The following is a 23735-nucleotide window of genomic DNA, read 5'->3' on the forward strand; positions in this document are numbered from 1 at the left end:
GCCGCAGCGTGTCCAACCTCCCATTGAGGTCATCATCTTTTCTGATGTTCTCATCATTTTCTCTTGACAAAACATTTCCTCGTAACTGATGATTTCATCATATGAACTGCTGGAGGTAGCTGTGACAAGCATCGACAAGGGGGTCGGCGCCGAGCGGACGGTTCGGGTCGGCGGCCGCGACATCTTCTTCACCGAGTTCGGGGCGGGCCCCGCCGTCGTGCTGCTGCACGGCGGCGGCCCCGGCGCGTCCGGACTCTCGAACTACTCGCGCAACATCGAGACGCTGGCGCGTCGTTTCCGGGTCGTCGTCCCCGACATGCCCGGGTACGGACGGTCGAGCAAGCGGCTCGACCAGTCCGATCCGTTCGGCGATCTCGCGTCCGCGCTCGGCGGATTGCTCGACACGCTCGACCTGCCGAGCGCGCACCTGGTCGGCAACTCCTACGGCGGCGCCGCCGCGCTGCGGCTGGCGATGGACCGGCCGGAGAAGGTCGGCAAGCTGATCCTGATGGGCCCCGGCGGCGTCGGCACCACGCGGGCGCTGCCGACGAAGGGCTTGCAGTCGCTGCTCGCCTACTACGGCGGCGACGGCCCGAGCCGGGAGAAGCTGGCCACCTTCGTGCGCGAGCACCTGGTCTACGACGCCAGCGCGATCACCGAGGAGCTGATCGACCAGCGGTACCGGGACAGCCTGGATCCCGAGGTCGTCGCGAATCCGCCGCTGCGCAGGCCGTCCGGCCCCACCGCGCTGCGGACGCTGTGGCGGATGGATTTCACCCGGGACGCCCGGCTCGGCGGCGTGACCAACCCGACGCTGGTGATCTGGGGCGCCGAAGACCAGGTCAACCGGCCCGAGGGCGGGCGCATGCTGGCCGATCGCATGCCCAACTGCGATCTGTTCCTGGCCGCGCGGACCGGCCACTGGGTGCAGTGGGAGCGCGCCGACCTGTTCAACGGGCTGGCGACCGCGTTTCTGGAGGCGACGCCGTGACCGGCTTCCCGCGGCCGAACACCGACGGTTCGGTCTTCGGCGCGGTGCACCTGGGCTACATCGTGGTCCAGTCGCAGCGCCTCACCGACTGGGATCGCTTCGGCGCCTTGGCGATCGGGATGCACGTCGACCGACTGGACACCGATTCGCTGCGCTTCCGGCTCGACGACCGGTCTTGTCGCTTTCTCATCGAGCGCGGCCCTGCCGAGGACGTGACGGCGCTGGGCTGGCAGGTCGACGATCACGAGACGTTCGACCGGATCGTCGCCCGGATCGCCGACCGCGGCGTCCCGATCGAGGAGGGCACGCCCGAGCAGGCGGCTCTGCGCGGCGTCGAGCGGCTCTGGCGCTTCCCCGGGCCGAAAGGCATTGTCACCGAGATCTTCACCACCGCGGTGACCACGCCGGAGCCGCTGCGCATGCTGAGTTCCGGGTGGATCACCGGCGAGGCGGGCATGGGGCACGTCGCGATCGTCTCCAGGGAGCCGGAGGCGATGCGCGGCTACTACCACACCGTCTTCGATTCGCGCCTGTCCGATTACATCGACGAGAACATCTCCGGACTGACGATGAAGATCCGCTTCCTGCGGGTCAACGAGCGCCACCATTCGATCGCGATCGCCAACATTCGCGGCGTGAAGATCGATCCGATCCGAACGCGAGTGCAGCACATCAACATTCAGTCCGCGACCTTGGACGACATGCTCGCCTCCTTCCAGCGCGTCACCGATCTCGGGTTCCGCATGGCGTGGTCGGTCGGCCAGCATACCAACGACCGTGAGCTGTCCTACTACTCGGTGACACCGTCCGGTTTCGAACTCGAGGTCGGCTGGAATCCGATCGTCATCACGCCCGAACTCGAGTCGACCTGGGAACCGAGCACCTATCAGGGCATCAGCCTCTGGGGCCACAGCACGGTCGGGCAGACAGTGGTGGACAAGCTCGCCCAGTTCCGCTGCGCCGTCGAGACGGTGCGCACGCCGGAGATCACCGTGCCGCAACTCTCGGAAGGACTGCCGCGATGAACGAATTCGACTACGACGTCGTGGTCGTCGGACTCGGGCCGACCGGACTGACCCTGGCCAACCTGCTCGGCCGCCGCGGCGTGCGCGTGCTGGTGCTGGAGCGGGAACCGGAGTACTACGGCCTCGCCCGCGCGGTCTACACCGACGACGAGGGCATGCGCATCTTCCAGACCGCCGGTGCGGCAGACGAATTGGCCGCCGACATGAACCTCGATTCCACGGTCCAATGGGTGCGCTCCGATGGGAAGCTGCTCGCGCAGTTCAACCAGGTCGAGCGGCCCCTCGGCTGGCCGGTGGTGAACTTCCTCTACCAGCCTTACCTGGAGAACAGCCTCGAACGCGCGCTCGAGCGCTACCCGCACGTCACCGTGCGACGCGGCCGCGAGGTCGTCGACTTCGACCAGGACGCCTCGGGTGTCGGCGTCGAGCACGCCGCCAGCGTGGGCACCGGCTACGGCAAAAAGCAGACCGAGCCCGACCCCACGACTTCCGAGCGGGTGCGTGCGCGGTACCTCGTCGGCTGCGACGGCGGCCGCAGCGTGGTGCGCACACGCTTGGGCATCGAGATGACCGGCACCAGCTTCCCGGAGCGCTGGCTGGTGGTGGATCTGAAAGCCAAGGACGGTGTGGACGCGTTCCGGCACCTGCCGTACTTCAACTTCGTCTGCGAGCCCGAACTGCCGATCGTGTCCTGTCCGCAGCCCGGCGGGCACCACCGTTTCGAGTTCATGCTCCGCGAGACCCAGACCAAGGAGGAGATGGAGGACCCCGGCAACGTCCGGGCGCACATCTCGCGTTTCGTGAACCCCGATGAGGTCGAGGTCCTGCGCAAACTCGTGTACACCTTCAACGCGGTCGTCGCGGACCGCTGGCGCGACGGACGCATCCTGCTGGCCGGCGACGCCGCGCACATGACGCCCCAATTCATCGGTCAGGGCATGAATTCCGGTGTGCGCGACGCGGACAACCTGTCCTGGAAGCTGACCGCGATCCTGCGCCACGGCGCCGACCCGGCGATCCTGGACAGCTACGAATCCGAGCGCCGCCCGCATGCCACAGCGATGATCACCATGTCGGTGTGGATGAAGAACCTCGTCTCCGTGAACAATCCGGTGGCGGCCCGCGTCCGTGACATCGCGCTCACCGCCGCGTTGCGGGTGCCGGGGCTCGGCGGCTGGATCCGCGGGGCGAAGATGAAGCCGGAACCCCGGTTCCGCCGCGACGCCTATCTGGGTCTGCCTCGGCGCGGTCTTCGCGGGGTCGAAGGCACCCTCGCTCCGCAACCGGAGGTGCGCACCTACGACGGCAGGCACCGCCGCCTCGACGACGTCCTCGGACTCGGATTCGCGGTGCTCGGCCACGGCGTCGACCCCCGTGCGGCGTGCACCGCCGACGACCTGGTCGTGCTCGACGGTCTCGACAGCCATTTCGTCACCGTCTATCCCCTCGGCGGCCGTCCCCAGGGCAGCCCCGGTGACGGGCGGGGCGACAACGACCAGGTGGCCGATATCGAAGACCACACCGGCGAACTGTCGCGCTGGTTCGGGAAGGCCGGTGTCCGCCACGGCGACGTGCTGGTACTGCGGCCCGACCGCTTCGTCTTCGGAACCGCCCGGCGCGGCCACACCACCGCGCTGGTCGCGGAACTGGTGCGCAGGCTGGACCTGCGCACCGGCCCAGGCCGGACGCCCGAACCCGAGCTCACCGTGGAGCACGTGACCACCCCCGACTACGAGGAGTCCCGATGACCTCGACCGTGACCGAGAGCCCCGCGGTCCTGGCCGCCGCCGAACGGCTCGCCGAGGCCGCGCGCACCGGAGCGCCCGCCGCGCCCGTGCGCGACCTCATCGGCAGCGACGACATCGACGCGGCGTACGCGGTCCAGCGGCTCGGCGTCCGCCGGCGCGTCGAATCCGGCGCGCGCGTGGTGGGCCGCAAGATCGGTCTCACCGCGCCCGCCGTGCAGCGGCAGCTGGGCGTCGATCAGCCGGACTTCGGAGTGTTGTTCGCCGACATGGACGTTCGCACTCCGGCGGCCGACCGCCCGCGCCTGCTGCAACCCAAGATCGAGGCGGAACTGGCCTTCGTGCTGGCCGCCGATCTCGACGCCGACGACCTCGACGCCGTCAGCGTGCGCGACGCGGTGGACTACGCCGTCGCCGCGCTGGAGATCGTCGACAGCCGAATCGCGCGGTGGGACATCACCTTCGGCGATACCGTCGCCGACAACGCGTCCAGCGGATGGTTCGTGCTCGGCGAGCGACAGCTCTCCGTTGCCGATTTCGAGCCGTGGGAAGTCGACATGAGCATGCGTGTAGACGGTGAGATCGTCTCCACCGGAACCGGTTCCGCGTGTCTGGGCGACCCGCTGAACGCGTTGGCGTGGCTGGCCCAGACCGCGCGCGCCCTGGGGGATCCGCTGCGCGCGGGCGAGATCGTGCTCTCCGGCGCGCTCGGACCGATGGCGCCCTTACGTCCCGGCGCGCACGTCCACTCCGAAATCAGCTGCGGCACCAGAACCCTCGGCACCGTCGACTTCATCAGAGAGGAAACCGCATGACCCGCACCAAGGTAGCCGTCATCGGCTCGGGCAATATCGGCACCGATCTGATGATCAAGGTGCTGCGCCTCTCGGACACCCTGGAGATGGCCGCGATGGTCGGCATCGATCCCGCCTCCGACGGTCTGGCTCGGGCGGCGCGTCTCGGGGTGCCCACCACCGCCGACGGTGTGCATGGCCTCATCGCCATGCCCGATTTCGCCGAGATCGACATCGTCTTCGACGCCACCTCGGCGCGCGCGCATCTCGCCAACGCCGAAGCCCTCGCCCCGCACGGCAAACGGCTGATCGACCTCACCCCCGCCGCGATCGGGCCGTTCGTCGTCCCCGCCGTCAATCTCGACGCCCACCTCGACGCGGGCAACGTCAACATGGTCACCTGCGGTGGGCAGGCCACCATTCCGATCGTCGCCGCCATCTCCCGCGTCACGCCGGTCCCCTACGCCGAGATCGTCGCGTCCATCGCCTCGAAGTCGGCGGGGCCGGGAACCCGCGCGAACATCGACGAATTCACCGAGACCACCAGCGCGGCGATCGCCGCGGTCGGCGGCGCCGAACAGGGCAGGGCCATCATCGTGCTCAACCCGGCCGAACCGCCGCTGATCATGCGCGACACGGTGCTCGCGCTCATCGACGATCCGGACCGGAACGCCGAAGACGCGGTGCGGCAATCGATCCGGGACATGGTCGCGTCCGTCGCGGCGTACGTCCCCGGCTACCGGCTGAAGCAGGACATCCAGATCACGCCGCTGCCGCCGGACGCGCCCGTGCGCACGCTGGTCGGCGACCGTCCGGTGACGCACCAGGTGTCGGTGTTCCTCGAAGTCGAGGGCGCCGCCCACTATCTGCCCGCCTATGCCGGGAATCTCGACATCATGACCTCCGCGGCGCTGCGCGTCGCCGAACAGATCGCCCGAGTCAGGGAGGCAGTGCGATGACCCAGGTTTTCCTCCAGGACGTCACGCTGCGGGACGGCATGCACGCGCTGCGCCACCGCATCACCCCGCGAACGGTCGCCACCGTCGCCGCCGCCCTCGACGCGGCGGGCGTCGACGCGATCGAGGTCGCGCACGGCGACGGCCTGTCCGGCGGCAGCCTCACTTACGGACCGGGCAGCAACACCGACTGGGAATGGCTCGCCGCCGCGGCCGAAGCGCTCACCACCGCCCGGCTGACCACCCTGTTGCTGCCCGGCATCGGCACCATCGAGGATCTGCGCCGCGCCTACGAGCTCGGCGTGCGGTCGGTGCGGGTGGCGACCCATTGCACCGAGGCCGACATCGCCGCGCAGCACATCGCCTACGCCCGCGAGCTCGGCATGGACGTCTCCGGCTTCCTGATGATGAGCCACCTGAACAGCCCGGCCGGGCTGGCCCAGCAGGCGCGGCTGATGGAGTCCTACGGCGCGCACTGCGTCTACGTCACCGATTCCGGTGGGCGGCTCACCATGAGCGGTGTGCGCCAGCGGGTGCGCGCCTACCGCGCCGTGCTCGATCCGGACACCGAGATCGGCATTCACGCGCACCAGAATCTTTCGCTGGCCGTCGCCAACAGCGTCATCGCCGTCGAGGAGGGCGTCACCCGGGTCGACGCCTCGCTGGCCGGGCTCGGCGCGGGTGCGGGCAATACGCCGCTGGAGGCCTTCGTCGCGGTCGCCGACCTCACCGGTTGGAAGCACGGCGCGGATCTCGACGCGCTCACCGACGCCGCCGACGACCTCGTCCGCCCGCTCATGGACCGGCCCGTGCAGGTCGACAGGGAGACGCTCGCCCTCGGTTATGCCGGGGTGTACTCCAGCTTCCTGCGGCACGCCGAAAACGCCTCGGCCACTTACGGTGTCGATGTCCGCACGCTGCTCACCGAGGCGGGACGGCGGGGCCTGGTCGGCGGCCAGGAAGACATGATCGTCGACATCGCGCTCGAACTCACGAGGAAGTGAGGCCCGTGGTAGTGCCATCCTTCTCCCGTCGGCGCGCTCTCGGTAGCGCAGCGGCCGGCGTCGCCGCGCTCGCCGCCGCGCCGGGCTTCTCGCCCGCGCGCGCCGAAGCCGTACCCGCGCGCAGGCAGCCCGCGCCGAGCGGTACCTATCGCATCGATCTGCACGCGCATGTCCTGCCGCCGGACTATCGGGCGGCGCTGCTCGCCCACGGCCACTTCACCATCGGCGGCTACCCGACGCCCACGTGGTCGCCCGACGAGGCCATCGCTTTCATGGACTACTACGGGATCCAGGCGCAGGCGCTGTCGGTCTCCGATCCCGGCGTCTCGTTCCTGCGCGGCGCGGAGGCCAACGACCTGGCCCGCTACTGCAACGACTACGCAGCCCAGCTGATCAGGACCCACCCCTCCCGCTTCGGCGCCTTCGCCGTGCTGCCGATGCCGGACATCGCGGCCTCGATCGACGAGGCGATCCACGCCCTCGACACCCTGCGCCTCGACGGCGTGGTGCTGCTCTCGGCCTACGACGGTGTCTATCTCGGCGATCCCCGGTTCGAACCGTTGATGATCGCGCTGAACCAGCGCCGCGCCTTCGTCTTCGTGCACCCGGCCGCCATCCCCGCCGACGCGAAACCCGAACTCCCCCTTCCGGATTTCATGGAGGAGTTCACCTTCGACACCACCCGCGCGGCGACCATGATGATGGTCACCGGCATGACCCAGCGCTACCCGGACATCCGGTTCCAGCTCTCCCACGCGGGCGGCACCGTGCCGTTCCTGTCGCACCGCATCAGCGTCGCCTCGCAGACGGTGCTCGGCGAGCTGTGGCCGCAGGACCTGCCCAAGCCCTCCATTCTCGATATCCAGCACCAGATCTCGCGTTTCTACTTCGACACCGCGCTGAGCGGCTTCCCCGCCGCGATGGCCAGCGTGCTCGCCGTGACGAGCCGCGACCACATCGTCTTCGGCTCGGACTGGCCGTTCAGCGCGGCCACCCTCCCGCAGACCGGCGACCACGACCCCGCCCCCGGGCTCAGCGAGATCTTCGATGCCGATCAGCGCATGGAAGTGGAACGGCACAACCCGCTGCGGCAGCTACCGCGTCTGGCCGAAGCCGTGAACGCCTGACGGGCAACGGAAACGGCGACCGGCTCGGCAGTCTGGAGCGCACAGTGCCGACCCCGCGGCGATTGTCGCCGGTGCGAATCACGCTCCCCAGCGGAACGGTCTGCGGTGATGTGGCCGCGGGCGCTCCGCCCACCGGGGGTTGTCCTCGTCGCGGCGGTAGGCGGCGACCTGGCCCGCCACCGAGAAGCGCAGCCTGCGCGCCTCGCCGAGCACTTCGCCGTCGGCCGCCACCGCTTCCGGATCGCGCACCTGCACGATCAGCTCGGGCACCTGTAGTTCGTTGTAGACCTTGCTGCGCCCGATCGCGGCCAGCAGCAGGGCGAGCACCGCCCTGGTACGAGAGAACCGCAGATCGGCGCGCAGCCAGCGCACGTCGAGCAGGCCGTCGTCGAGTCGAGCGCGGAACGCGGGCACCGCACCGCGCGGATGGTAGGCGCCGTTGCCGATGAACAGGAACCACACGTCGTGCCAGGTCTCGTTCAGCCGGATCCGGACCGGCTGCGCGCGGCGCAGCACGACCACGAGGGCGGCGGCGAACGCGGGCCATTTACCCCACCGCGGTTGCCATTTCTCGCGCAGCCGCACCAGGTCCGGGTAGGCGCCGAGGCTGGCGGTGTTGATCAGATAGTGGGTGCGCGCGCCGTCTTCCGTCTCCAGTTCCACGCTCGCGATGTCGACCGAGACCGCTTCGCCCGCGCCGGTCGCGTCGACCACCTCGCGCAGGTCGTAGACCCCGAGGTCACGGGCGAAATGGTTCAGGGTGCCGGTGGGGACGACGACCAGCGGCAGGTCGTACCGCAGCGCGACGGCCGCCGCCGCGGCGATCGTTCCGTCACCGCCCGCGGCGCCCACCGCCGACGCCCGCTCGGTGCGCGCGGCCAGGATCTCCTCGAACTGCTCGACGCAGTCGCGGCCCGGCTCGGTGCGCAGCACCGTCGCCGCGGGCAGCGCCGCGGCGATGTCGTCGGTCGGATCGTAGTAGGGATCGCCCGAGACCGGATTCACCAGCACGACAAGCCCTTTGCCCTCGACTAGCATCGGCACCTCGCGCACCGCGGTGGCCGCCGCCTCGTCGGACTCGCGCACCGGCCACCAGCGGCGCGAAGCCATCGCCACCCCGGCGCCGACGGCCGCGCCGACGACCACATCCGAGCCCCAGTGCACACCGGTGTGGATACGGGAGTAGGCGACCGTGGCGGCCAGCGGCGCCACCACCACCGCGGTGCGCGGGCTCTCCAGCGCGACGGCCGTGGCGAACGCGACGGCGCTCGCGCTGTGCCCGGACGGGAACGACGAGGAGGTCGGCACCCGGACAAGTCGCCGGTGCGGCGGCAGCAACTGGGCGGCGGGCCTGCGGCGGGCGATCAGCGACTTGAGCACCACGTTGACGGTCACGCTGGTCGCGGCCACGGACACCAAGCCGCGCAGCGCGGCCCGGCGCGTCGCGCCCTGGCGGGTGGCGAGCGCCGCCGCGACGACCGTCCACAGCAGACCGCGATCCGCCGCCCGGGTCAACCGCACCATGCCCCGGTCCACCGCCGACATCGGAATCCGTGCCACCGCACCGGTCACCGCGTGATCCACCTGCTGCACCCGGCGAAAAGTCCGGCCCAACAACGCACTCATTCCGTCGAAAGTACAGCGCCCGCAACATGGCTGCCCGGCACGTTCGACCGAGGCGGGCGCCGCACGCGGGAAAGACGATGCGCCGGGCCCGCCGAGAATCCGCGGAAAAGAATTCGCGGAGGGTGTCGATCCGGCATCTTCTCGTTCGACGTCATCGATGGGAGGGTCGAAGTACGGCCCCGACGGAAGGAGTGATTCGTGAAGTACATGCTGATCATGCGCTCGACGGACGAGGCGCTGGAGGCGGCCGAGAAAGTGCCGTTCGAGGAGATCATCGAGTCCATGGGCAAGTACAACGAGGCCCTGATGAAGGCGGGCGTCGTGGTGGGCGGCGAGGGACTCGCCGAACCCGAACAGGGCTTCGTCGTCGACTACGACGAGGATCCGCCGATGGTCACCGATGGACCGTACGGCGAGACGAAGGAACTGTTCGGCGGATTCTGGATCCTCGACGTGTCCTCCAAGGAGGAAGCGATCGAATGGGCCAAGCGAGCGCCGCTCGGCCCCGGCTCGAAGATGGAAGTCCGCCGCGTCCACGAAATGGAGGACTTCCCCGCGGACAACGAGTGGATTCGCAAAGAGGCCGTGTGGCGCGAAGAGCTCGAGCAGCGCAAGGGCTGACGAATGACCGAGACCGGGCCGGAGCGCCGCGCGAATTCCGATGTGGAGTCGGTGCGGCGCTCGGTCGCGGCGGTCTGGCGGATCGAGGCCGGGCGGATCATCGCGACGCTGACGCGCGCGGTCGGGGATTTCGGCGCCGCCGAGGACCTCGCCCAGGAAGCGCTCGCCGACGCGCTCGCCCGGTGGCCGCACAGCGGGGTGCCGAAGAATCCGGCGGCGTGGCTCACCACGGTCGCGAAACGTCGCGCCGTCGACGGCTGGCGCAGGCAACAGCGGTACGACGAGCGGCTGGCGGCGATCGCGCGCGAACTCGCGACAGAGGGCGCCGAGGGACACGAGCCCGAATTGCCTTGGGACCCCGACGCCATCGACGACGACCTGCTGCGGCTGGTGTTCATCGCGTGTCACCCGGTGCTGTCCAAGCCCGCGCAGGTCGCGCTGACGTTGCGGGTGATCGGCGGGCTGTCGAGCGCGGAGGTCGCCCGGGCCTGTCTGCTTCCGGTGGCCACGGTGCAGCAGCGGATCGTGCGCGCCAAGAAGACCCTCGCCGCGGCCAAGGCGCCCTTCGAGTTGCCGCCGCGGACACAGTTCGAACAGCGGCTCGGCGCCGTGCTCGCGGTGCTGTATCTGATGTTCAACGAAGGGCACACCGCCGCAACGGGATCAGAGTGGATGCGCCCGGAGCTGAGCCGGGAAGCGTTGCGGCTCGGCCGTATTCTCGCGGGGCTCGTGCCACGCGAGCCAGAGGTGCACGGCCTGCTCGCGCTGATGGAGCTGACCGCCGCCCGCTTCCCCGCGCGGCTGGACGCGCACGGCGATCCGGTGCTGTTGGCCGATCAGGACCGGCGGCGCTGGGATCGCGGCGGTATCGTCCGCGGGCGAGCCGCTTTGGCGCGCTGCGACGACCTGGGGCGCGGTCGCGGCCCCTACGCGCTGCAAGCCGGGATCGCCGAATGCCACGCGGTGGCCGCTTCGGTCGCCGACACCGACTGGGAGCACATCGTGCTGCTCTACGACGCGCTCGGCAGGCTGCACCCCTCCCCCGTGGTGACACTCAACCGCGCCGTCGCGCTGTCCATGACCCGCGGACCAGCCGCCGCACTGTCCATCGTGGACGGCTTGATCGCCGACGGCCGCCTCGCCGACTACCACTTGCTGCACGCTACCCACGGCGAACTGCTCGCCCGGCTCGGTCGTCGTGAGCAGGCGCGCACGGCATTTCAGACGGCCGCCCGGCTGACGGAGAACGAACGGGAGCGAATGCTCTTGCTGCGCAAGGCTTCCGCGCGGAACTGAGGGTCGGGTGACGGCTGGCTCGGGCACGACGCCTTCGCCCGCGCGGGCGCGCTGGCCGATATCGATCGACGCTCGACTCTCGTCAATCGACGGGTTCGGAGCCCAGTGGCTCCCGCACGCTGAGCCATCCGTCCATCAGCCCGTGGTATCTGCAGAAGAACGGGTGCGAGCCGACGTCGACCGGCGCGCGGAAGGTGACTGTCTGACCGGGAGCGATGTCGTAATCGAACAGCCCGGGCCGTTTGCTGGTGATGCTGTGCATCACCAGATCGTTGTTCACCACCGTGATCTGCGCGCCGGGCGTGATCGGCGGCGTGCCCGGATAGGTGAGGTTCTCGATCGTCATGGTGACGGCGGGGATCGGCGGCGGGCCGGGCGGCACGACCGGCTCCTCCACGACATCGTTGCCGCACGCGGCCGCCATCGCGACCAGCGACAGCAGCGCGGTCAGCCGGAGCGGCGCGGCCACCCGCAACGACCCGCAGGCCGGTCGCGCCGCGTTCACGGCTGTTCGCCACGGCCGCTGCGGCTGCCCACATAGGCGAGTTCACGCACCCTCCCAATCACCTCGGGCAGAATGCGCACCTCGTCGGGATGGTCGGTCATCGGGTCGAAGAAGTCCGTCCGGTAGTCGCCGGGGTCGGCCGGGTGCAGCACCACCTCGGCGAGCTTGCGCTCCGGGCTGCCGATCGCGCTCGCCCAGAGCACGAACGTGGCGGGCTCGTCACGCAGGTGGTCGGCCAGCTGGTCGAGGGACGGCGTCTCGGGCTGGCGGTCGTCGGGCTCGGCGAAGATCCAGGTCGGCGCGGAGTCGCCGAGGCGATAGGGCATCAGGCAGCCGTATCTGGCCGTGCGCCAGCTGCGCGCGGGGGTGATCACGAAGCGGCCGAGCGCGCTGCGGCCGGTGGTCGCCAGCACGAAGTCCCACGGATGCTCGTCGCGGTCGAGCACCCGCAGCGCGAGTCCGAGCACGTCCGGCAGCCCGGCCGGGGTGCCGATGCCCTTGGACAATCGCGCCAGCACGGCGCGCTCCCCCGTCCCGAACAACCACTCGTACTCGGGTTCGGCGTGCAACCGCCCGGACAGCCGCAACCCGTTCGGATACAAGACCCGAGCGTGGCGCAATCTCGCCACCCGGGAGAAAACACCACGTACGGCATCCGCTGCGAGATCGGTCATCGCGACTCCTTCGATCGGGACGGTCGACACTCACCGTCTGCCCCGCCGCGCGGGCACTAAACGGGCCGACCGGGCGGGTCGCACAGACGATGCAGGGGCAGCCTGGGCAAGCGGAGTGTGGCAGGAGCCTTCGCGTGGGTACTCCGTCATCGATGACAAGTACATCCCAGTTTCCCGAGGCGGTGAGCACGATGACATCGACGCAGGCGCTTCGACCGACCACAGAGACGGTCAGTGTGCGAGTACCAGCGGGGCGCATCGGAGTGACGATGCTGCGCACGACCGTGGAATCGACCGCACTGGTCGCCGACGCCGACGCCGAGGACGCGGCCGAGCTCGGACTGATCGTCGAGGAGGTCGCGCGCGGACTCGTCGACGCCGCCACCGACGGCTCGATGCTCGACTGCACCTTGTCGTGCACCGGCCACGCGGCGCAAGTGCGGCTGTCCGCGACCATCCGCTCCGAACTGCACAAGGATCGCCACGCGGTCGGCTGGCAGATCGTGGACGCGCTGACCAGAGACACCAGGGTGCTCAGATCGAGCTTCGATCAGGCCAAACACGGCTATCCGACCGAAGTCGATTTCGATTGGCAGCCGGGGGCTTCCGCCGCCTGAAAGGACAGCGGCCGACGACAGCGCCGGATCAGGGTGTGACGAAACCTGATTCGTAAGCGACGATCACCGCTTGGGTGCGGTCACGCACCCCGAGCTTCCCCAATACCGCGCTCACATGCGACTTCACGGTCTCGGCGCCGATGAACATCTCCGCGGCGATCTCCGCGTTCGACAGACCCTTGGTCATCGAACGCAACACCGCCGCCTCCCGCTCGGTGAGTCCGGCGCGGTCGAGAAGTTCGCGCGCGCGGGCATTGTCGCGTCCGACCGCGAGCGCGCGCAGGGCGGCGGGGTACAGCAGCGAGTCACCTCCGGCGACCGTGCGCACGGCATTGGCGATCTCGGCGGGACGAGATCGCTTGAGCAGGAAGCCGTCCGCGCCCGCTCGAAGGGCACGATAGACGTAGTCGTCGTTCTCGAAAGTCGTGACGATCAGGATTTTCGGCGGTGCGGGCACAGCGCGCAGCACCGCGCGGGTGGCCTCGATGCCGTCCAGCAACGGCATGCGGACGTCCATGGCGATCACGTCCGGCCGCAGCTTCCCGAGGAGCGGGACGACGGCCGCCCCGTCGCCCGCCTCCCCCACGACCTCGATATCGGGCTGGGCGTCGAGAATGACCCCCAGACCCGCACGGGCCAGTGGCTCGTCGTCGACGAGTAGCACTGTGATCGGCACGCGGCTCACCTCGGCTCGCCCAGCGGCAGCTCGACGCGAACCTGCCAGACACCGTCGGCGGGGCCGGTGAACGCGTAGCCGCCGAGAAGTTCCGCGCGTTCGCGAATGCCACGTAATCCGCCTCCGCCGCCGCTCGGCGACGGGAGTTCGGGCAGCGCGTTGGTGACGTCGAGCTCGAGCCGCTCGGCGCCGACGGCGACCCGGACCAGGGTGGGCGACGGCCCGGCGTGGCGCAGGACGTTGGTCAACGCCTCCTGGAGAATCCGGTAGCCCTCGCGCGAGATCGGTCCGGGGACACGGTCCACCGGGCCGGTGGTGCGGTCCTCGATTCGCGCTCCCGCCGATCTCGCGGACTCGAACAGGCGCGGCGCGTCGGCCAGGGTTGGTCGCGGACCGCCGGGCGCCTCGGAGTCGCGCAGCACCCGCAGGACGCGATCGAGATCGTCGAGCGCTGCTCGGCCGGTTTCCTCGATGGCGGTCAGCGCTCGCGCGGTGAATTGCGGATCGCCCGCGGTGCGCGCCGCCGCGGCCTGGAGCACGGCGGCGGTGAGCGCGTGACCGATCGAGTCGTGCAGTTCGCGGGCGAGACGATTGTGTTCGAGCAGCTGTTCGGTGCGCTGCTCCAACGCCTTCGTCCGCTCCGCCGCCGAAGGACCGAGCAGCAACCCTGCCAGCGCCGTGACCAGTTCGCCGAGACCGACGAGGGTAGCGAGAACGACGATCACAGGCAGCGGCACGAGAACCACATACCACCAGTGTGGTTGCTCGATCCGTACGAGCGCGTCGAGGGTACCGCCGCCCGCTGCGGCAACGAGGTCCGCGCACAGCAGTATCATCGGCACGCTCACAGCGAGCATCACCGCGCTCAGCGCCAGCCGCGCCTCCAGCCACAGCACCGTGCGCCAGCGGTCCGACCACGACGCCGACGGGGCCGCGGCGATGGTCGCCCGGTCCCGATCGTGGGGCAGCAGGAACAGTCGGGCCTGCATGCCTTCGGCCAGCCGCATCGCCGGTATCAATCCGACCGGAACGGCGAACAGGGCGATCACATAGGGCCGTTCGGCGTCGATGAACAACCACACCGCGACAAATGCCAGGGGCAGGCACAGGTGCAGCCCGCGGGAGTAGGTCACCGGGCGGGCCGGCATCGCGGCGAAGGCACGGAGCATGACCTCATCGTGCCAGCCGCCCGCACCCGATCCGCTCCCCCGAGCGGGGGATATCGAACCCACGCGCAGGGGGAGATTCGCGTCCGCTCCGCGACCAGGCTGGAGGCCGTGACCAGCATCGACGTGCATGAGCTGAGCAAGAACTACGGGCGGATCAGGGCGGTCGACGATGTCACGTTCACCGTGCGGCCCGGCGTCGTCACCGGCTTCCTCGGCCCCAACGGGGCGGGCAAGTCGACGACGATGCGCCTGATCCTCGGGCTCGATCGGCCGACCTCCGGCACCGCCTCGCTCGGCGGGCAGTCGTTCGTCGACTCCGGGCAACCGCTCGCGCTGGTGGGCGCGCTCCTCGATCCTTTCGCCGCCCACCCCGCCCGGACCGCGCGCGACCATCTGCTCGCGCTGGCGGTGAGCAACCGCCTCGCGCCGCGCCGCGCCGAGCGCGTGCTCGAGGAAGTCGGCCTCGCCGAGGCCGCGCGCAGGCGGATCAGGACCTTCTCGCTCGGGATGCGCCAGCGGCTCGGCATCGCGGCCGCCCTGCTCGGCGATCCACCGGTGTTGATGCTGGACGAGCCATCGAACGGCCTCGATCCCGAAGGGATCATCTGGATCAGGGAAACGCTGCGCAGACTCGCGGGCGAGGGCCGCACGGTGCTGGTCTCCAGCCATCTGATGGGCGAGACGGCGTCGTTCGCCGATCACCTGCTCGTCCTCGGCCGCGGCAGGGTGCTGGCCGACACGACGCTGGACGATTTCATCGCCACCCACGCGCAGCGCCGCGTCCGGGTGCGCACCGCCACCGGGACACGCGTGCGCGAGGTGCTCACGCGCTCCGGCCTCGATCCTGTCGAGGACGACGACGATCGCTGGCTGGTGCCCGGCGTCCGCGCCGAGGAACTCGGGGCTTTGCTTGCCCGCGAAGGCATTCCGGTGCTCGAACTCGCCGACGAACACGCCTCGCTCGAAAACGCCTACCTCGCCCTCACCTCGGGCGAAGCCGAGTACGCCACCCGACCCACCACCGCGGAGGTATGACCGTGTCGTTCGCGCCCGTACTCCATTCCGAATGGATCAAGACCCGTTCGCTGCCGTCGCTCGGCGGCGTGCTCGCGCTGCTGTATCTGGTCACCGCCGGCTTCTCGCTGGTCGGCAGCGCCACCCTCGGTCGCGAGAAGGCCGCCGATCCAGACTTCGACCCGCTGCTGACGTCCTTCTACGGCGTCAACTTCGGGCAGGTCGTGGCGATCTGCTTCGGCGCGCTCTGTGCCGCGGCGCAGCTCGAGAACAACGGGACGCGGGTTTGGTTGCTCGCCGTGCCTCGGCGCGGCCTGCTGTATACGGCCAACCTGGCCGTCATCGCTGGGGCGACCTTCCTCGTCGGCCTGGCGACCGGGCTCACCTGCGTCTTCGCCGGGCAACCACTGCTCGACGAGAGTCGCCTCACCTTCGACGATCCGGCGGGCCTGCGCGCGGTCGTCGGGTGCTCCCTGTATCTCACGCTGATGGCTCTGCTCGGGGCCGGAATCGCCACTCTCCTGCGGAGCCGCGCCGCAGCCATCGGCGTTCTCATCCCAACCGTGCTGTTGCTGTCGTTCGTCCTCGGCGATGTCGGTGCCGACAGCGGCGTCGTCGCCTTCCTCCCGGACCGCGCCGGTCGCCAGGTCCTCGTGCTCGACCCCGTCGGCCCGCTCGATCCGTGGACCGGGCTGCTCGTCACCGCCGCTTGGTCGGCCACGGCGATCTGGGCGGGGTGGCAGCGGCTGCGGCGACACGACGCCTGAGGTGATGGGCGCGTGCCCGAACCCGCCGCGCCGCATCTCACCGCGCCTTCCGTACCGGACCGCGGCCGGTCCCTCACCCAGCGCCGGCGCGATCGAGGAACCACCGCGCCAGCCAGTCGACTGCGGTGCGGCCGTCGGCATCGATCACATAGCGTCCGTAGCTCTGGTGTGCGCCCGAGGCGACGAAGGCGGTGGCGCTCAACGCTTCCGAGATCAATCGGAGCAGGGCATCGGGTCTCTGCCCGCCGACCGCGCCGAGCACGTTGCGCGTGAGCCGGTGCAGTTCCGCGCCCGCGGCGCCGGTGAGGTCGTCCACGGCCAGTGTCACGAAGCCGAACAATGTCGGGATCACGGCATTCATTCGTGCCGCGATGTCCAGCGGCGCCGCGCCCGCGCCGACGGCCTGGACCACGCCCCACAGATCGTCTTGCAGCAGACTCACCTGACCGACCAGCGCGGGGGTATCGATCTCGGCGAGCGCCCGCACCAGTTGCGCCGCGAGGTGGACCGCGCCGCTGTCGTCCGGGATCAGGCCGAGCAGCCGCGACACCTCACGCAGGTCGTCGCGCACCGTCCACACCAGCGGGGCGAACGCCGAATTGAGTCGCGCGACAAGGTCGTACAGTTCGCGCACGACGGCCGAGAAGTCCACGCCCGCGCCGATCATGGTGGCGAGGCGCACCAGCGCTTCGCCCATCGCGGGCAGCCGCGCGGCGAACTGGACGCTGTCGGCGGCCACCGCCGCGATCCGCCCGATCAGCACCGAGGGCCACCGCTCGGCGAGCACCCGCCACGCCGCGCGCAACGCCTCCTCGGATTCGGTGCGCACCAGCTCGAGCAGCGGCCCGGTCGCGTCGACGACCACAGCGACGACATCGCCTGGCGCAGGGAAAGATTCGGGACCTGGCTCCGCGATCACGTCGAGCGCGTCCAACGCGGCGCCGATATCGGATCGTGCGACGCCGTCCAGCACCGCCGCGGCGAGGCGCTCCGGCGAGCCCGCCGCGCCCGCCGCGAGATCGACTCGCGCCGCGGGATGTTCGTTCATCCAGCGATCCAGCTCACGCAGCGGGCGCAGCGTCGCGCTCAGCCCGCCCGCCGCGGCCGCGAGCCGGGCGGCGGCGTTCGTCCCCACCGCGCCGTATCCACCGAGGCGGTCGATCGCGGCGGGCAGCTCCGCCAGTCGCACGTCGCCGAAATCGGAGGCGAGCAGGGTGTTCAGCGCGGCGGTCGACGAGTCGTTCGCGGTCGCCGGGTCGGCGTCGCTCGGTTGGGCGAGCAACCGTCCGAGGGACGCGAGCAGCGGGTGGGCAGCCACGTCGGTCGAGCAGTACCGGTCTTTGGTCGCGCAGATCTGGGCCGTCACGGCCGACACCGCGCAGAAGCCGCTCGGACGCGGGCCCGCGATGCCCTGCCCGGGGACGGGCGGGCCGATCAGGGTCGCGCCTCCGGTGCCCTGGCGCGGGTCGGCGATCAGGCCCACCGCGAGCACACGGTCCGCGGCGATCGGCGCACCGGTGCAGCCGATCTCCGCGGCCAGGTCACCCATCGCGTCGGCGCCCTGGCTGTATCCGGCGAGGACGAATCTCGTTGCGGGGCAGTCACGCCCGAAGTCGGTGATGGCACGCGAGGCCGCCGCGACGCCGGTCGCCTTGCTGTCGCCGTAGGGCATTCGATCGAACGCCGCGGCCTCGTAGGCCGGGAACCGGAAGGCGAACGAGTCGCCGAGACCGGCCGACAACCCGGTGGCCAGCGGCGCCAGCATGCCCACCGGCGCGGTCTCGTCCGCCCACGGATTCGTCTCCCAGGTTCCGGGCAGGAAGACCCCGGCGACCGCAGGGCAGCCCGGGGCCGCCTCGGCGCGCCCGCCGACCGCACCGGGTACGACGGCGGTGACCACCGCGACCACCGCCGCGATCAGCAGCAGCGGCGCCGCACGCATCCCGTTCGAGACCGCGCCGGTAGGTCCGGATCGATTCACCTGAGCACCTCCTGCCGCTCGGGCCCAGGCCGAGTCCCGAAAATCGCCAACCCATTTCATCAATGAAGGCCTCCCACCCGAGGTGAAACGAGAGAATTTCACACAATTCGGTGCCGAAACCCCATCCGCGCGCCGGAGGGCACCGAAGTCCATACCGTCCAATCAGCGAGGGCCACGCTCGGCTCGTACGACGGAAGCACCAAGCAGCGATGACAATGAAGAACCCGCTGGAACACTCCGAGGCGGACCTGCTCGAGCTGGCCTACCCGTACGCGTTGCATGCCGTGACCGAGGTCGAGCGCCGGCTCATCGAAGAACGACGTGCGGCCGCCGACCGGGTGAGCGCCGCGGAGTTCGACGAGACGGTCGACCAGGTGCGAGAAACGTTGGCGGCGTTGAGCGTTCTCGACGCGCGGACCCCGCCCGCCGGTCTGGAGCACCGATTGATGCGGGCGCTCGACTGCGCCGTCGGTCCGGCGTCCGCTCGCCGGAACCGCGGCCGATCGCGCCGGAACCGGTTCGCCGCCGTGCTGGCGCTGTTGATCGCCCTCGGCGCGGGCGTCGCCGCGGTCACCCATCGCCGATCGCGCCTACCAGGTGTGACCGGCGCAGTGCAGTGGGAGCCCGGACCATCGGCGGCCCGCCGCGCCGGACGAGTCGCCCGGCGCGCCGCTCGCGATCCGGGCCCTGAGCGACCGGCACCGCCGCGATCGCTGCCTAGCCCGTCGGCTCCGAGCAGCCGACGGCGACGCCCGCCTCGGGGCTGACTCGAGAAACGATCAGCCGGCCGAACCGGTCGACTGCCGCCGCGGAGTGTTGTCGATCTCGGCGCTGCGGTGCTCGATCAGCACCGGGTAGGTGATCACGACCTCGGGCGGCCCGATGGTGGGCGGCGGGTAGTCGTAGCCACGGCCGTCCGGGTTCATGACCGGCGGGTGATGCTCCAGTTTGCCGGGAACGGTGACGTGCGGGCACCCGGCGAGGACCGGGGTCGTCGCCTGCGGCCGCGCGTACGTCACGACCGAAACCTGGCCCGCCCCATCCGAACACGTCACGACGGACCGCACCCGGTAGGTGTCGTCGGTGTCGTTGCGACAGCTGAATTGCTTGCACGAGACGCCGGGCGCCAGCTCCTGCGCGACCGCCTGCGGCGCCAGCACCCCGGCCGCCGCCATGACGAAGGACGCGACGCCGAGGCCGAACGTCAACCTTTGACGCATCAGTGAATCACTCCTATCGAAGGGCCCCGACCCGACGGCCAATATACCGACGATCGCCGTGTGCGCACCGTGCCCGCCTTTCACCAGCGGCGTTGCCCGGCAGGAGATTTGGAATTCCGCGCGGGGCGTCACACGGCCGGAGCCAGCTCGCCGAACCACGCGAGGATCTGGGGCAGCGCGAGGCGAACGGTCGCCGAGTGGTCGACGGGCCCGAGATCGACCACGCTCGCCCGGTCGCCGCCGAGTGTCGCGAGGCACAGTTCGGCGTTCGCCGCGGGCACGGCGCGGTCGGCCGAGGAAACGTAGAGCCGCACCGGCGCGCGGGGCGTCCAGTCGCAGGCACGGTCGCTGTCGGTCATCGCGCGCAGCGCCGCGCCGGTCGGGTCGAGCGCGAGGGCCTGGAAGCGCGGGGTCAGCAGTTCGCGCGGGGTGGCGGGCAGTGCGGTGGAGACCGTGAGAACGTCGTGACGACCGTCGAAGAGCTGTTCCACACGCTCGGCGTAGGGCTGCTGGAACGCCTCGCCCGGTTCGTCGTAGAGGTGGTAGATCCGATTCATCGCGGTGAGCCAGTAGGCGATGTACAGCACCGCGGCGCGCGAGGTCATGCGGCCGTCCAGCGCGGCGGGCGCCTGCACCTCGCGGACGGCGTACGGACCGCTCACGGCGGCGACTCCCGCCAGCGTGAAACCGAGGTCCGGCGCGGCGGCCACCCGCTCGGCCAGGGCCATCGCGGCCTGGCCGCCCTGGGAGAACCCGGTGACCAGCAGCGTGTCGTCGAGCTCGCGCCCCTCCCGCTCGGCCACCGTCCGCGCGGCGCGCAGCAGATCCACCGACGCGCTGGCCTCGGTCGGCGCGTGCGCGTACGGGTGCACGCCAGGCCCCTCGCCGAGGCCGAGATAGTCCGGGGCGACCGCTGCGTACCCGGCGGCCGCGAACAGGGCTGTGCGTGCCCGGTCCGTCTCGGCGTCGGCGGAGGGCGCTTCGTCCTTGCGCACGATCGTGCCGTGCGCGTAGCTGACGACCGGCAGCCTGCGCGCCTCGGTGCGCGGCAGGACCACGAGGCCGCTCGCGGTGGTGTCGGCGCCGTCGGGCGCCGAGGTGCGATAGACGACCCGGTAGGCGTCGACGCCGTTGCGGACCGGGGTCTCGATCGCCCATTCGTCCAGGTACGCGGCCGTCTGCTCGGTCGTCGTGCCGAGCACCGGCGTCACCGAGACGACCTCGCCGGGCGACCCCGCGACGCCGCCGCGCTGCGCACCGCACGCCACCAGCCCGGCCAGCAGCAGGACCAGCGCCGACACGAGCGCCACCGAGGACCGAAGCGCCCGCCTCGGCGCAGCCGCCTTCGTAGCCATCAGCCCACACTCCCACCACGAGCGGGTAATGCGCCACCGACCGGCGGAATCAGGAGTGCCACCTCTCTCGGCGTTCGCAAACCAGGCGCCGTACGGGACGTGCCTCCGAAAAGTTTCCCTCCCGAAATGCTGACGTCCGCTAAAATTGTGGCTACCTGGAATCAGAAGTGGGTCGACGTCCTGACCGCGTGATCTCGTTCGGGGGCAGGAAGTCCAAGGGGTTCTCCCGTCGGTCCTGTGCAATGGAGCACGCCGCGATGGCTCGCGGCCCGACCACGTATGCGCCCGGCCCACCTGCCGAGGAGGCACGCATGGTCGACAACGCCGCAACCGAGCAGTCCGAACCCGATCCCGCCGTCGTCATCTGGCCCGAACCCAGTCGGCTCGACGCCTGGTGGCAGCGCGTCATGTTCGGATCGAGCGCTCGGCCGGCCACCCCGCGCGAGTCACGGTACGGCACCACGCGGCAGTAGCCTTTTCCACGCATTTCGACCGCTCCGCGCCCGGAGCGTCGCTCAGCTCGGCTCAGAGACGTCGACGAGCGGTTCTTCGGGGTACGTCGCGTCCGTCATCGAGTCGTCGAGCACCATCCAGCTCGCCCGAGCGGGACCGAATGCGTTGCGCGCGTTGGAGATCACCGTCTCGGCCAGCACCCGGTTGCCGGTCGCGCCGACGATCGCGCCGATGCCCGCCGGGATCACCCGCCCGAACGCGAGCACACTGCGTTTGGCGATGGCCGGCACGACGATTCGCTCGAGCACGTCCTCGTTCAGGCTCGACACACCGGGAATCCGGTTCGCGAGCTCGGTGGCCCAGTTCTTGGCCGCGTTCGCGGTGTTCTTGCCGACGAACTGGACGCCGCCGGGTCCGAACACGATGCCGGACACCAGCGCGGTCTCGCGCGCGATCTCATCGGGTTCGACACCGTGGATCGCGGCGGCGGTGAGCGCGTAGAGCAGCGACGCCTCGACGAAGAAGACCGTCTCCACACCCATCGCCGCCAGGCCGGTGACCACGCCGATCCCCGGCACGGCAGCGCAGACGCCCACCGCGGCGCCGCTCGCGGTCACCGCGAGGAGATAGTGCCGCCGCACGCGTTCGAGAACCTGCTCCGGCGTCTCGTCTGGATACGCGCCGCGCAGCCAGTCTTCGTACCGTTCGACCAGCGGCGTCTGCGCTCTCGCGCTCTTGTCGATCGCCGACAGCACGATCTTGTCCACCCGTTCCCGGATCATCGACCACGACCTTCCTGCGTCCGCCCGCGGGCGGAGCGACGAAATACGACTGGTGAGGGATACCTCGAATCCGCGATTACTCACGGCGAAGTGTGCCTTGTCATAGCCGATCGATCCATCTCTTGCCCGTCGTGGCGTCGAACGCGTCGGCTCGTGGCACGACCGTGACCGCTTCGCGCGCACCGCGCAACACAGCGTGACCTCGGCGGAATTACGACCTGCAACACCTTCTGTCTGCGTAAATTCGGTAACGACACGATGTCTTTCACCCGAAACGGGCTGGTGCAGCAAATTATTGGCTTACGCTGGAACAGCCTTGGTAGCCCCGAGGTTGCAGGGTGGGTCGCAATGCCCCCAAAGCGCCCACCATCGCCGTGCAGGTCAGCTGGGACCAGGGTCCCGGCTTCAGCCCGAATCCCATCTGGCCCGCCGGAATTCCGCTCTTGATACGGTCGTCCGATGGAGGATGCCGAGGAACTCCTCGCCGCCGTCGTCACCTGGGCACGGCAGGACGACCGGATCACCGCACTCGTGCAGACCGGATCGCGCGGCCGCGGCGACCGAATCGACCGATACTCCGATCTCGATCTGGAGATCATCACTCCGCACTGGCCGGAATTCTTCGCCGACCGGAGCTGGCTGCACCGCTTCGGCGACGTCCTGCTGGCCGTGTCCTTCGAGGACGAGAACGAGGACGAGGCGACGGACCACCCGTGGCCCGCTCCCCTGGTTGTCGTCTACGCGGGTGGTCGCAAGATGGATGTCACGATCGCGGGCGAGGAACGCCTCACCGGCATGATCGAGCACGGACTCGACGAGTTGTACCAGCGCGGCTTCCGCGTCCATCTGGACCGCGCGGGCCTCGGCGCGCGGCTGCCTGCGCCCACCGGGGAAACCCCGAAGCCCGCGCTGCCCGATCTCGCCGAATTCACCGCGGTCACCGACGAATTCCTCTTCGAGGCCACGCAGGTGCCGATCTACCTGAACCGTGGCGAGCTGTGGGTGGCGAAGTTCCGGGACAACACCATGAAGGAGTGCCTGCTCCTCATGCTCGAGTGGTACGGGGCGAGCGACCCGGACCGTCCGCGCTACACCTGGTACATCGGCCACCACATGGACGAGTGGCTGCCCGCCGACCTGTGGCGGCGGGTGCACGAGACCTTCGGCCGCTTCGACGCCGACGACGCGCGGCGGGCGCTGGATGCCACGGTCGACCTGTTCGCGGAGGTCGCCGCCGAAGTCGCCGCCCGGCTCGGTTTCCCCTGGCACGGCGAACCCGTCGACGGCGTGCGACGACTGCTCGCCGAGTACCGGACGCACCGCTGAGCGGCCTTGGC

24 protein-coding genes are annotated in these 23735 nt (G+C 70.2%); 15 read left to right on the forward strand and 9 right to left on the reverse strand.

Annotation, left to right across the window (positions count from 1 at the left end; genetic code table 11):
• The first annotated feature begins 121 nt into the window (after positions 1–121).
• The 7 genes from AC3EO7_RS14130 to AC3EO7_RS14160 are packed head-to-tail and all read left to right on the forward strand — an operon-like array spanning position 122 to position 7642.
• Positions 122–991, forward strand: a complete 870-nt coding sequence (locus AC3EO7_RS14130; RefSeq protein WP_431969947.1) for an alpha/beta fold hydrolase — start codon at positions 122–124, stop codon at positions 989–991.
• Complete coding sequence (locus AC3EO7_RS14135) at positions 988–2016, forward strand: VOC family protein (protein ID WP_431969948.1); 1029 nt, start codon at positions 988–990, stop codon at positions 2014–2016. The genes AC3EO7_RS14130 and AC3EO7_RS14135 overlap by 4 nt, the downstream gene beginning before the upstream one ends.
• Positions 2013–3764 carry a bifunctional 3-(3-hydroxy-phenyl)propionate/3-hydroxycinnamic acid hydroxylase MhpA gene (mhpA, locus tag AC3EO7_RS14140; protein ID WP_435591404.1) on the forward strand — a complete coding sequence of 584 codons (1752 nt, stop codon included), beginning with the start codon at positions 2013–2015 and terminating at the stop codon, positions 3762–3764. Before AC3EO7_RS14135 ends, mhpA begins: the two co-directional genes overlap by 4 nt.
• Positions 3761–4576, forward strand: a complete 816-nt coding sequence (locus AC3EO7_RS14145) for a 2-keto-4-pentenoate hydratase (protein WP_431969950.1) — start codon at positions 3761–3763, stop codon at positions 4574–4576. Before mhpA ends, AC3EO7_RS14145 begins: the two co-directional genes overlap by 4 nt.
• Positions 4573–5514: an acetaldehyde dehydrogenase (acetylating) gene (locus AC3EO7_RS14150; RefSeq protein ID WP_435591405.1), complete on the forward strand. Its 942-nt coding sequence runs from the start codon at positions 4573–4575 to the stop codon at positions 5512–5514. The genes AC3EO7_RS14145 and AC3EO7_RS14150 overlap by 4 nt, the downstream gene beginning before the upstream one ends.
• On the forward strand, positions 5511–6515 hold the full coding sequence (dmpG, locus tag AC3EO7_RS14155; RefSeq protein ID WP_431969952.1) for a 4-hydroxy-2-oxovalerate aldolase: 1005 nt from the start codon (positions 5511–5513) through the stop codon (positions 6513–6515). The genes AC3EO7_RS14150 and dmpG overlap by 4 nt, the downstream gene beginning before the upstream one ends.
• A gap of 5 nt (positions 6516–6520) precedes the next feature.
• Positions 6521–7642: an amidohydrolase family protein gene (locus tag AC3EO7_RS14160; RefSeq protein ID WP_435591406.1), complete on the forward strand. Its 1122-nt coding sequence runs from the start codon at positions 6521–6523 to the stop codon at positions 7640–7642.
• 78 nt (positions 7643–7720) lie between these two features.
• Here the strand turns inward: AC3EO7_RS14160 and AC3EO7_RS14165 are convergent, their stop codons facing one another.
• Entirely contained in the window at positions 7721–9268 is a 1548-nt protein-coding gene (locus tag AC3EO7_RS14165) for a bifunctional phosphatase PAP2/diacylglycerol kinase family protein (RefSeq protein ID WP_431969954.1), read from the reverse strand.
• A gap of 198 nt (positions 9269–9466) precedes the next feature.
• Here AC3EO7_RS14165 and AC3EO7_RS14170 point away from each other — a divergent pair, with 198 nt between their 5' ends.
• Both AC3EO7_RS14170 and AC3EO7_RS14175 read left to right on the forward strand, forming a co-directional pair.
• Positions 9467–9889, forward strand: coding sequence for a YciI family protein (locus AC3EO7_RS14170; protein ID WP_431969955.1), 423 nt, complete (start codon positions 9467–9469; stop codon positions 9887–9889).
• Positions 9890–9892: 3 nt separating this feature from the next.
• Positions 9893–11185 carry an RNA polymerase sigma factor gene (locus AC3EO7_RS14175; RefSeq protein WP_431969956.1) on the forward strand — a complete coding sequence of 431 codons (1293 nt, stop codon included), beginning with the start codon at positions 9893–9895 and terminating at the stop codon, positions 11183–11185.
• Positions 11186–11267: 82 nt separating this feature from the next.
• Here AC3EO7_RS14175 and AC3EO7_RS14180 read toward each other — a convergent pair whose 3' ends face one another.
• Positions 11268–11690, reverse strand: coding sequence for a cupredoxin domain-containing protein (locus AC3EO7_RS14180; RefSeq protein ID WP_435591407.1), 423 nt, complete (start codon positions 11688–11690; stop codon positions 11268–11270).
• Positions 11687–12364: a phosphodiesterase gene (locus tag AC3EO7_RS14185; RefSeq protein ID WP_431969958.1), complete on the reverse strand. Its 678-nt coding sequence runs from the start codon at positions 12362–12364 to the stop codon at positions 11687–11689. Before AC3EO7_RS14185 ends, AC3EO7_RS14180 begins: the two co-directional genes overlap by 4 nt.
• 269 nt (positions 12365–12633) lie before the next feature.
• On the opposite strand from AC3EO7_RS14185, the gene AC3EO7_RS14190 reads away from it, so the two are divergent.
• Positions 12634–12981 (forward strand): hypothetical protein, encoded by a 348-nt coding sequence (locus AC3EO7_RS14190; RefSeq protein WP_431969959.1) that lies wholly within the window; start codon positions 12634–12636, stop codon positions 12979–12981.
• A 28-nt stretch (positions 12982–13009) separates the two neighbouring features.
• Here AC3EO7_RS14190 and AC3EO7_RS14195 read toward each other — a convergent pair whose 3' ends face one another.
• Entirely contained in the window at positions 13010–13657 is a 648-nt protein-coding gene (locus AC3EO7_RS14195; RefSeq protein WP_435591408.1) for a response regulator transcription factor, read from the reverse strand.
• Positions 13658–13662: 5 nt separating this feature from the next.
• Positions 13663–14826 (reverse strand): sensor histidine kinase, encoded by a 1164-nt coding sequence (locus AC3EO7_RS14200; protein ID WP_435591409.1) that lies wholly within the window; start codon positions 14824–14826, stop codon positions 13663–13665.
• Between the two features lie 108 nt (positions 14827–14934).
• Between AC3EO7_RS14200 and AC3EO7_RS14205 the strand changes: the two genes are divergently transcribed.
• Complete coding sequence (locus AC3EO7_RS14205) at positions 14935–15861, forward strand: ABC transporter ATP-binding protein (protein WP_435591410.1); 927 nt, start codon at positions 14935–14937, stop codon at positions 15859–15861.
• Complete coding sequence (locus tag AC3EO7_RS14210; protein ID WP_431969963.1) at positions 15858–16607, forward strand: hypothetical protein; 750 nt, start codon at positions 15858–15860, stop codon at positions 16605–16607. Before AC3EO7_RS14205 ends, AC3EO7_RS14210 begins: the two co-directional genes overlap by 4 nt.
• 73 nt (positions 16608–16680) lie before the next feature.
• Here AC3EO7_RS14210 and AC3EO7_RS14215 read toward each other — a convergent pair whose 3' ends face one another.
• Positions 16681–18588 (reverse strand): cutinase family protein, encoded by a 1908-nt coding sequence (locus AC3EO7_RS14215; protein ID WP_435591411.1) that lies wholly within the window; start codon positions 18586–18588, stop codon positions 16681–16683.
• A 209-nt stretch (positions 18589–18797) separates the two neighbouring features.
• Here AC3EO7_RS14215 and AC3EO7_RS14220 point away from each other — a divergent pair, with 209 nt between their 5' ends.
• Positions 18798–19355, forward strand: coding sequence for an RskA family anti-sigma factor (locus tag AC3EO7_RS14220; protein WP_435591412.1), 558 nt, complete (start codon positions 18798–18800; stop codon positions 19353–19355).
• Positions 19356–19367: 12 nt separating this feature from the next.
• Here AC3EO7_RS14220 and AC3EO7_RS14225 read toward each other — a convergent pair whose 3' ends face one another.
• Positions 19368–19808, reverse strand: a complete 441-nt coding sequence (locus AC3EO7_RS14225) for a hypothetical protein (RefSeq protein ID WP_435591413.1) — start codon at positions 19806–19808, stop codon at positions 19368–19370.
• Between the two features lie 128 nt (positions 19809–19936).
• The gene (locus tag AC3EO7_RS14230; protein ID WP_431969967.1) at positions 19937–21163 is read right to left on the reverse strand and encodes a lipase family protein; all 1227 of its coding nucleotides are present in this window, start codon (positions 21161–21163) and stop codon (positions 19937–19939) included.
• A gap of 311 nt (positions 21164–21474) precedes the next feature.
• Between AC3EO7_RS14230 and AC3EO7_RS14235 the strand changes: the two genes are divergently transcribed.
• Complete coding sequence (locus tag AC3EO7_RS14235; RefSeq protein WP_431969968.1) at positions 21475–21636, forward strand: hypothetical protein; 162 nt, start codon at positions 21475–21477, stop codon at positions 21634–21636.
• A 42-nt stretch (positions 21637–21678) separates the two neighbouring features.
• Here AC3EO7_RS14235 and AC3EO7_RS14240 read toward each other — a convergent pair whose 3' ends face one another.
• The gene (locus AC3EO7_RS14240) at positions 21679–22398 is read right to left on the reverse strand and encodes a hypothetical protein (protein WP_431969969.1); all 720 of its coding nucleotides are present in this window, start codon (positions 22396–22398) and stop codon (positions 21679–21681) included.
• 459 nt (positions 22399–22857) lie between these two features.
• Here AC3EO7_RS14240 and AC3EO7_RS14245 point away from each other — a divergent pair, with 459 nt between their 5' ends.
• Entirely contained in the window at positions 22858–23724 is an 867-nt protein-coding gene (locus AC3EO7_RS14245; protein ID WP_435591414.1) for an aminoglycoside 6-adenylyltransferase, read from the forward strand.
• Positions 23725–23735 lie beyond the last annotated feature (11 nt).

Source organism: Nocardia sp. bgisy118, assembly GCF_057708605.1.

Bases quoted from the DNA above. Each gene is read 5' to 3' on its own strand.
- AC3EO7_RS14185 (WP_431969958.1), bottom strand. From the start codon at position 12,364: ATGACCGATCTCGCAGCGGATGCCGTACGTGGTGTTTTCTCCCGGGTG.
- AC3EO7_RS14240 (WP_431969969.1), bottom strand. From the start codon at position 22,398: ATGATCCGGGAACGGGTGGACAAGATCGTGCTGTCGGCGATCGACAAG.
- AC3EO7_RS14245 (WP_435591414.1), top strand. From the start codon at position 22,858: ATGGAGGATGCCGAGGAACTCCTCGCCGCCGTCGTCACCTGGGCACGG.
- dmpG (WP_431969952.1), top strand. From the start codon at position 5,511: ATGACCCAGGTTTTCCTCCAGGACGTCACGCTGCGGGACGGCATGCAC.
- AC3EO7_RS14190 (WP_431969959.1), top strand. From the start codon at position 12,634: ATGCTGCGCACGACCGTGGAATCGACCGCACTGGTCGCCGACGCCGAC.
- AC3EO7_RS14230 (WP_431969967.1), bottom strand. From the start codon at position 21,163: ATGGCTACGAAGGCGGCTGCGCCGAGGCGGGCGCTTCGGTCCTCGGTG.
- AC3EO7_RS14220 (WP_435591412.1), top strand. From the start codon at position 18,798: ATGACAATGAAGAACCCGCTGGAACACTCCGAGGCGGACCTGCTCGAG.
- AC3EO7_RS14145 (WP_431969950.1), top strand. From the start codon at position 3,761: ATGACCTCGACCGTGACCGAGAGCCCCGCGGTCCTGGCCGCCGCCGAA.
- mhpA (WP_435591404.1), top strand. From the start codon at position 2,013: ATGAACGAATTCGACTACGACGTCGTGGTCGTCGGACTCGGGCCGACC.
- AC3EO7_RS14165 (WP_431969954.1), bottom strand. From the start codon at position 9,268: ATGAGTGCGTTGTTGGGCCGGACTTTTCGCCGGGTGCAGCAGGTGGAT.
- AC3EO7_RS14175 (WP_431969956.1), top strand. From the start codon at position 9,893: ATGACCGAGACCGGGCCGGAGCGCCGCGCGAATTCCGATGTGGAGTCG.
- AC3EO7_RS14225 (WP_435591413.1), bottom strand. From the start codon at position 19,808: ATGCGTCAAAGGTTGACGTTCGGCCTCGGCGTCGCGTCCTTCGTCATG.
- AC3EO7_RS14150 (WP_435591405.1), top strand. From the start codon at position 4,573: ATGACCCGCACCAAGGTAGCCGTCATCGGCTCGGGCAATATCGGCACC.
- AC3EO7_RS14235 (WP_431969968.1), top strand. From the start codon at position 21,475: ATGGTCGACAACGCCGCAACCGAGCAGTCCGAACCCGATCCCGCCGTC.
- AC3EO7_RS14210 (WP_431969963.1), top strand. From the start codon at position 15,858: ATGACCGTGTCGTTCGCGCCCGTACTCCATTCCGAATGGATCAAGACC.
- AC3EO7_RS14200 (WP_435591409.1), bottom strand. From the start codon at position 14,826: ATGCTCCGTGCCTTCGCCGCGATGCCGGCCCGCCCGGTGACCTACTCC.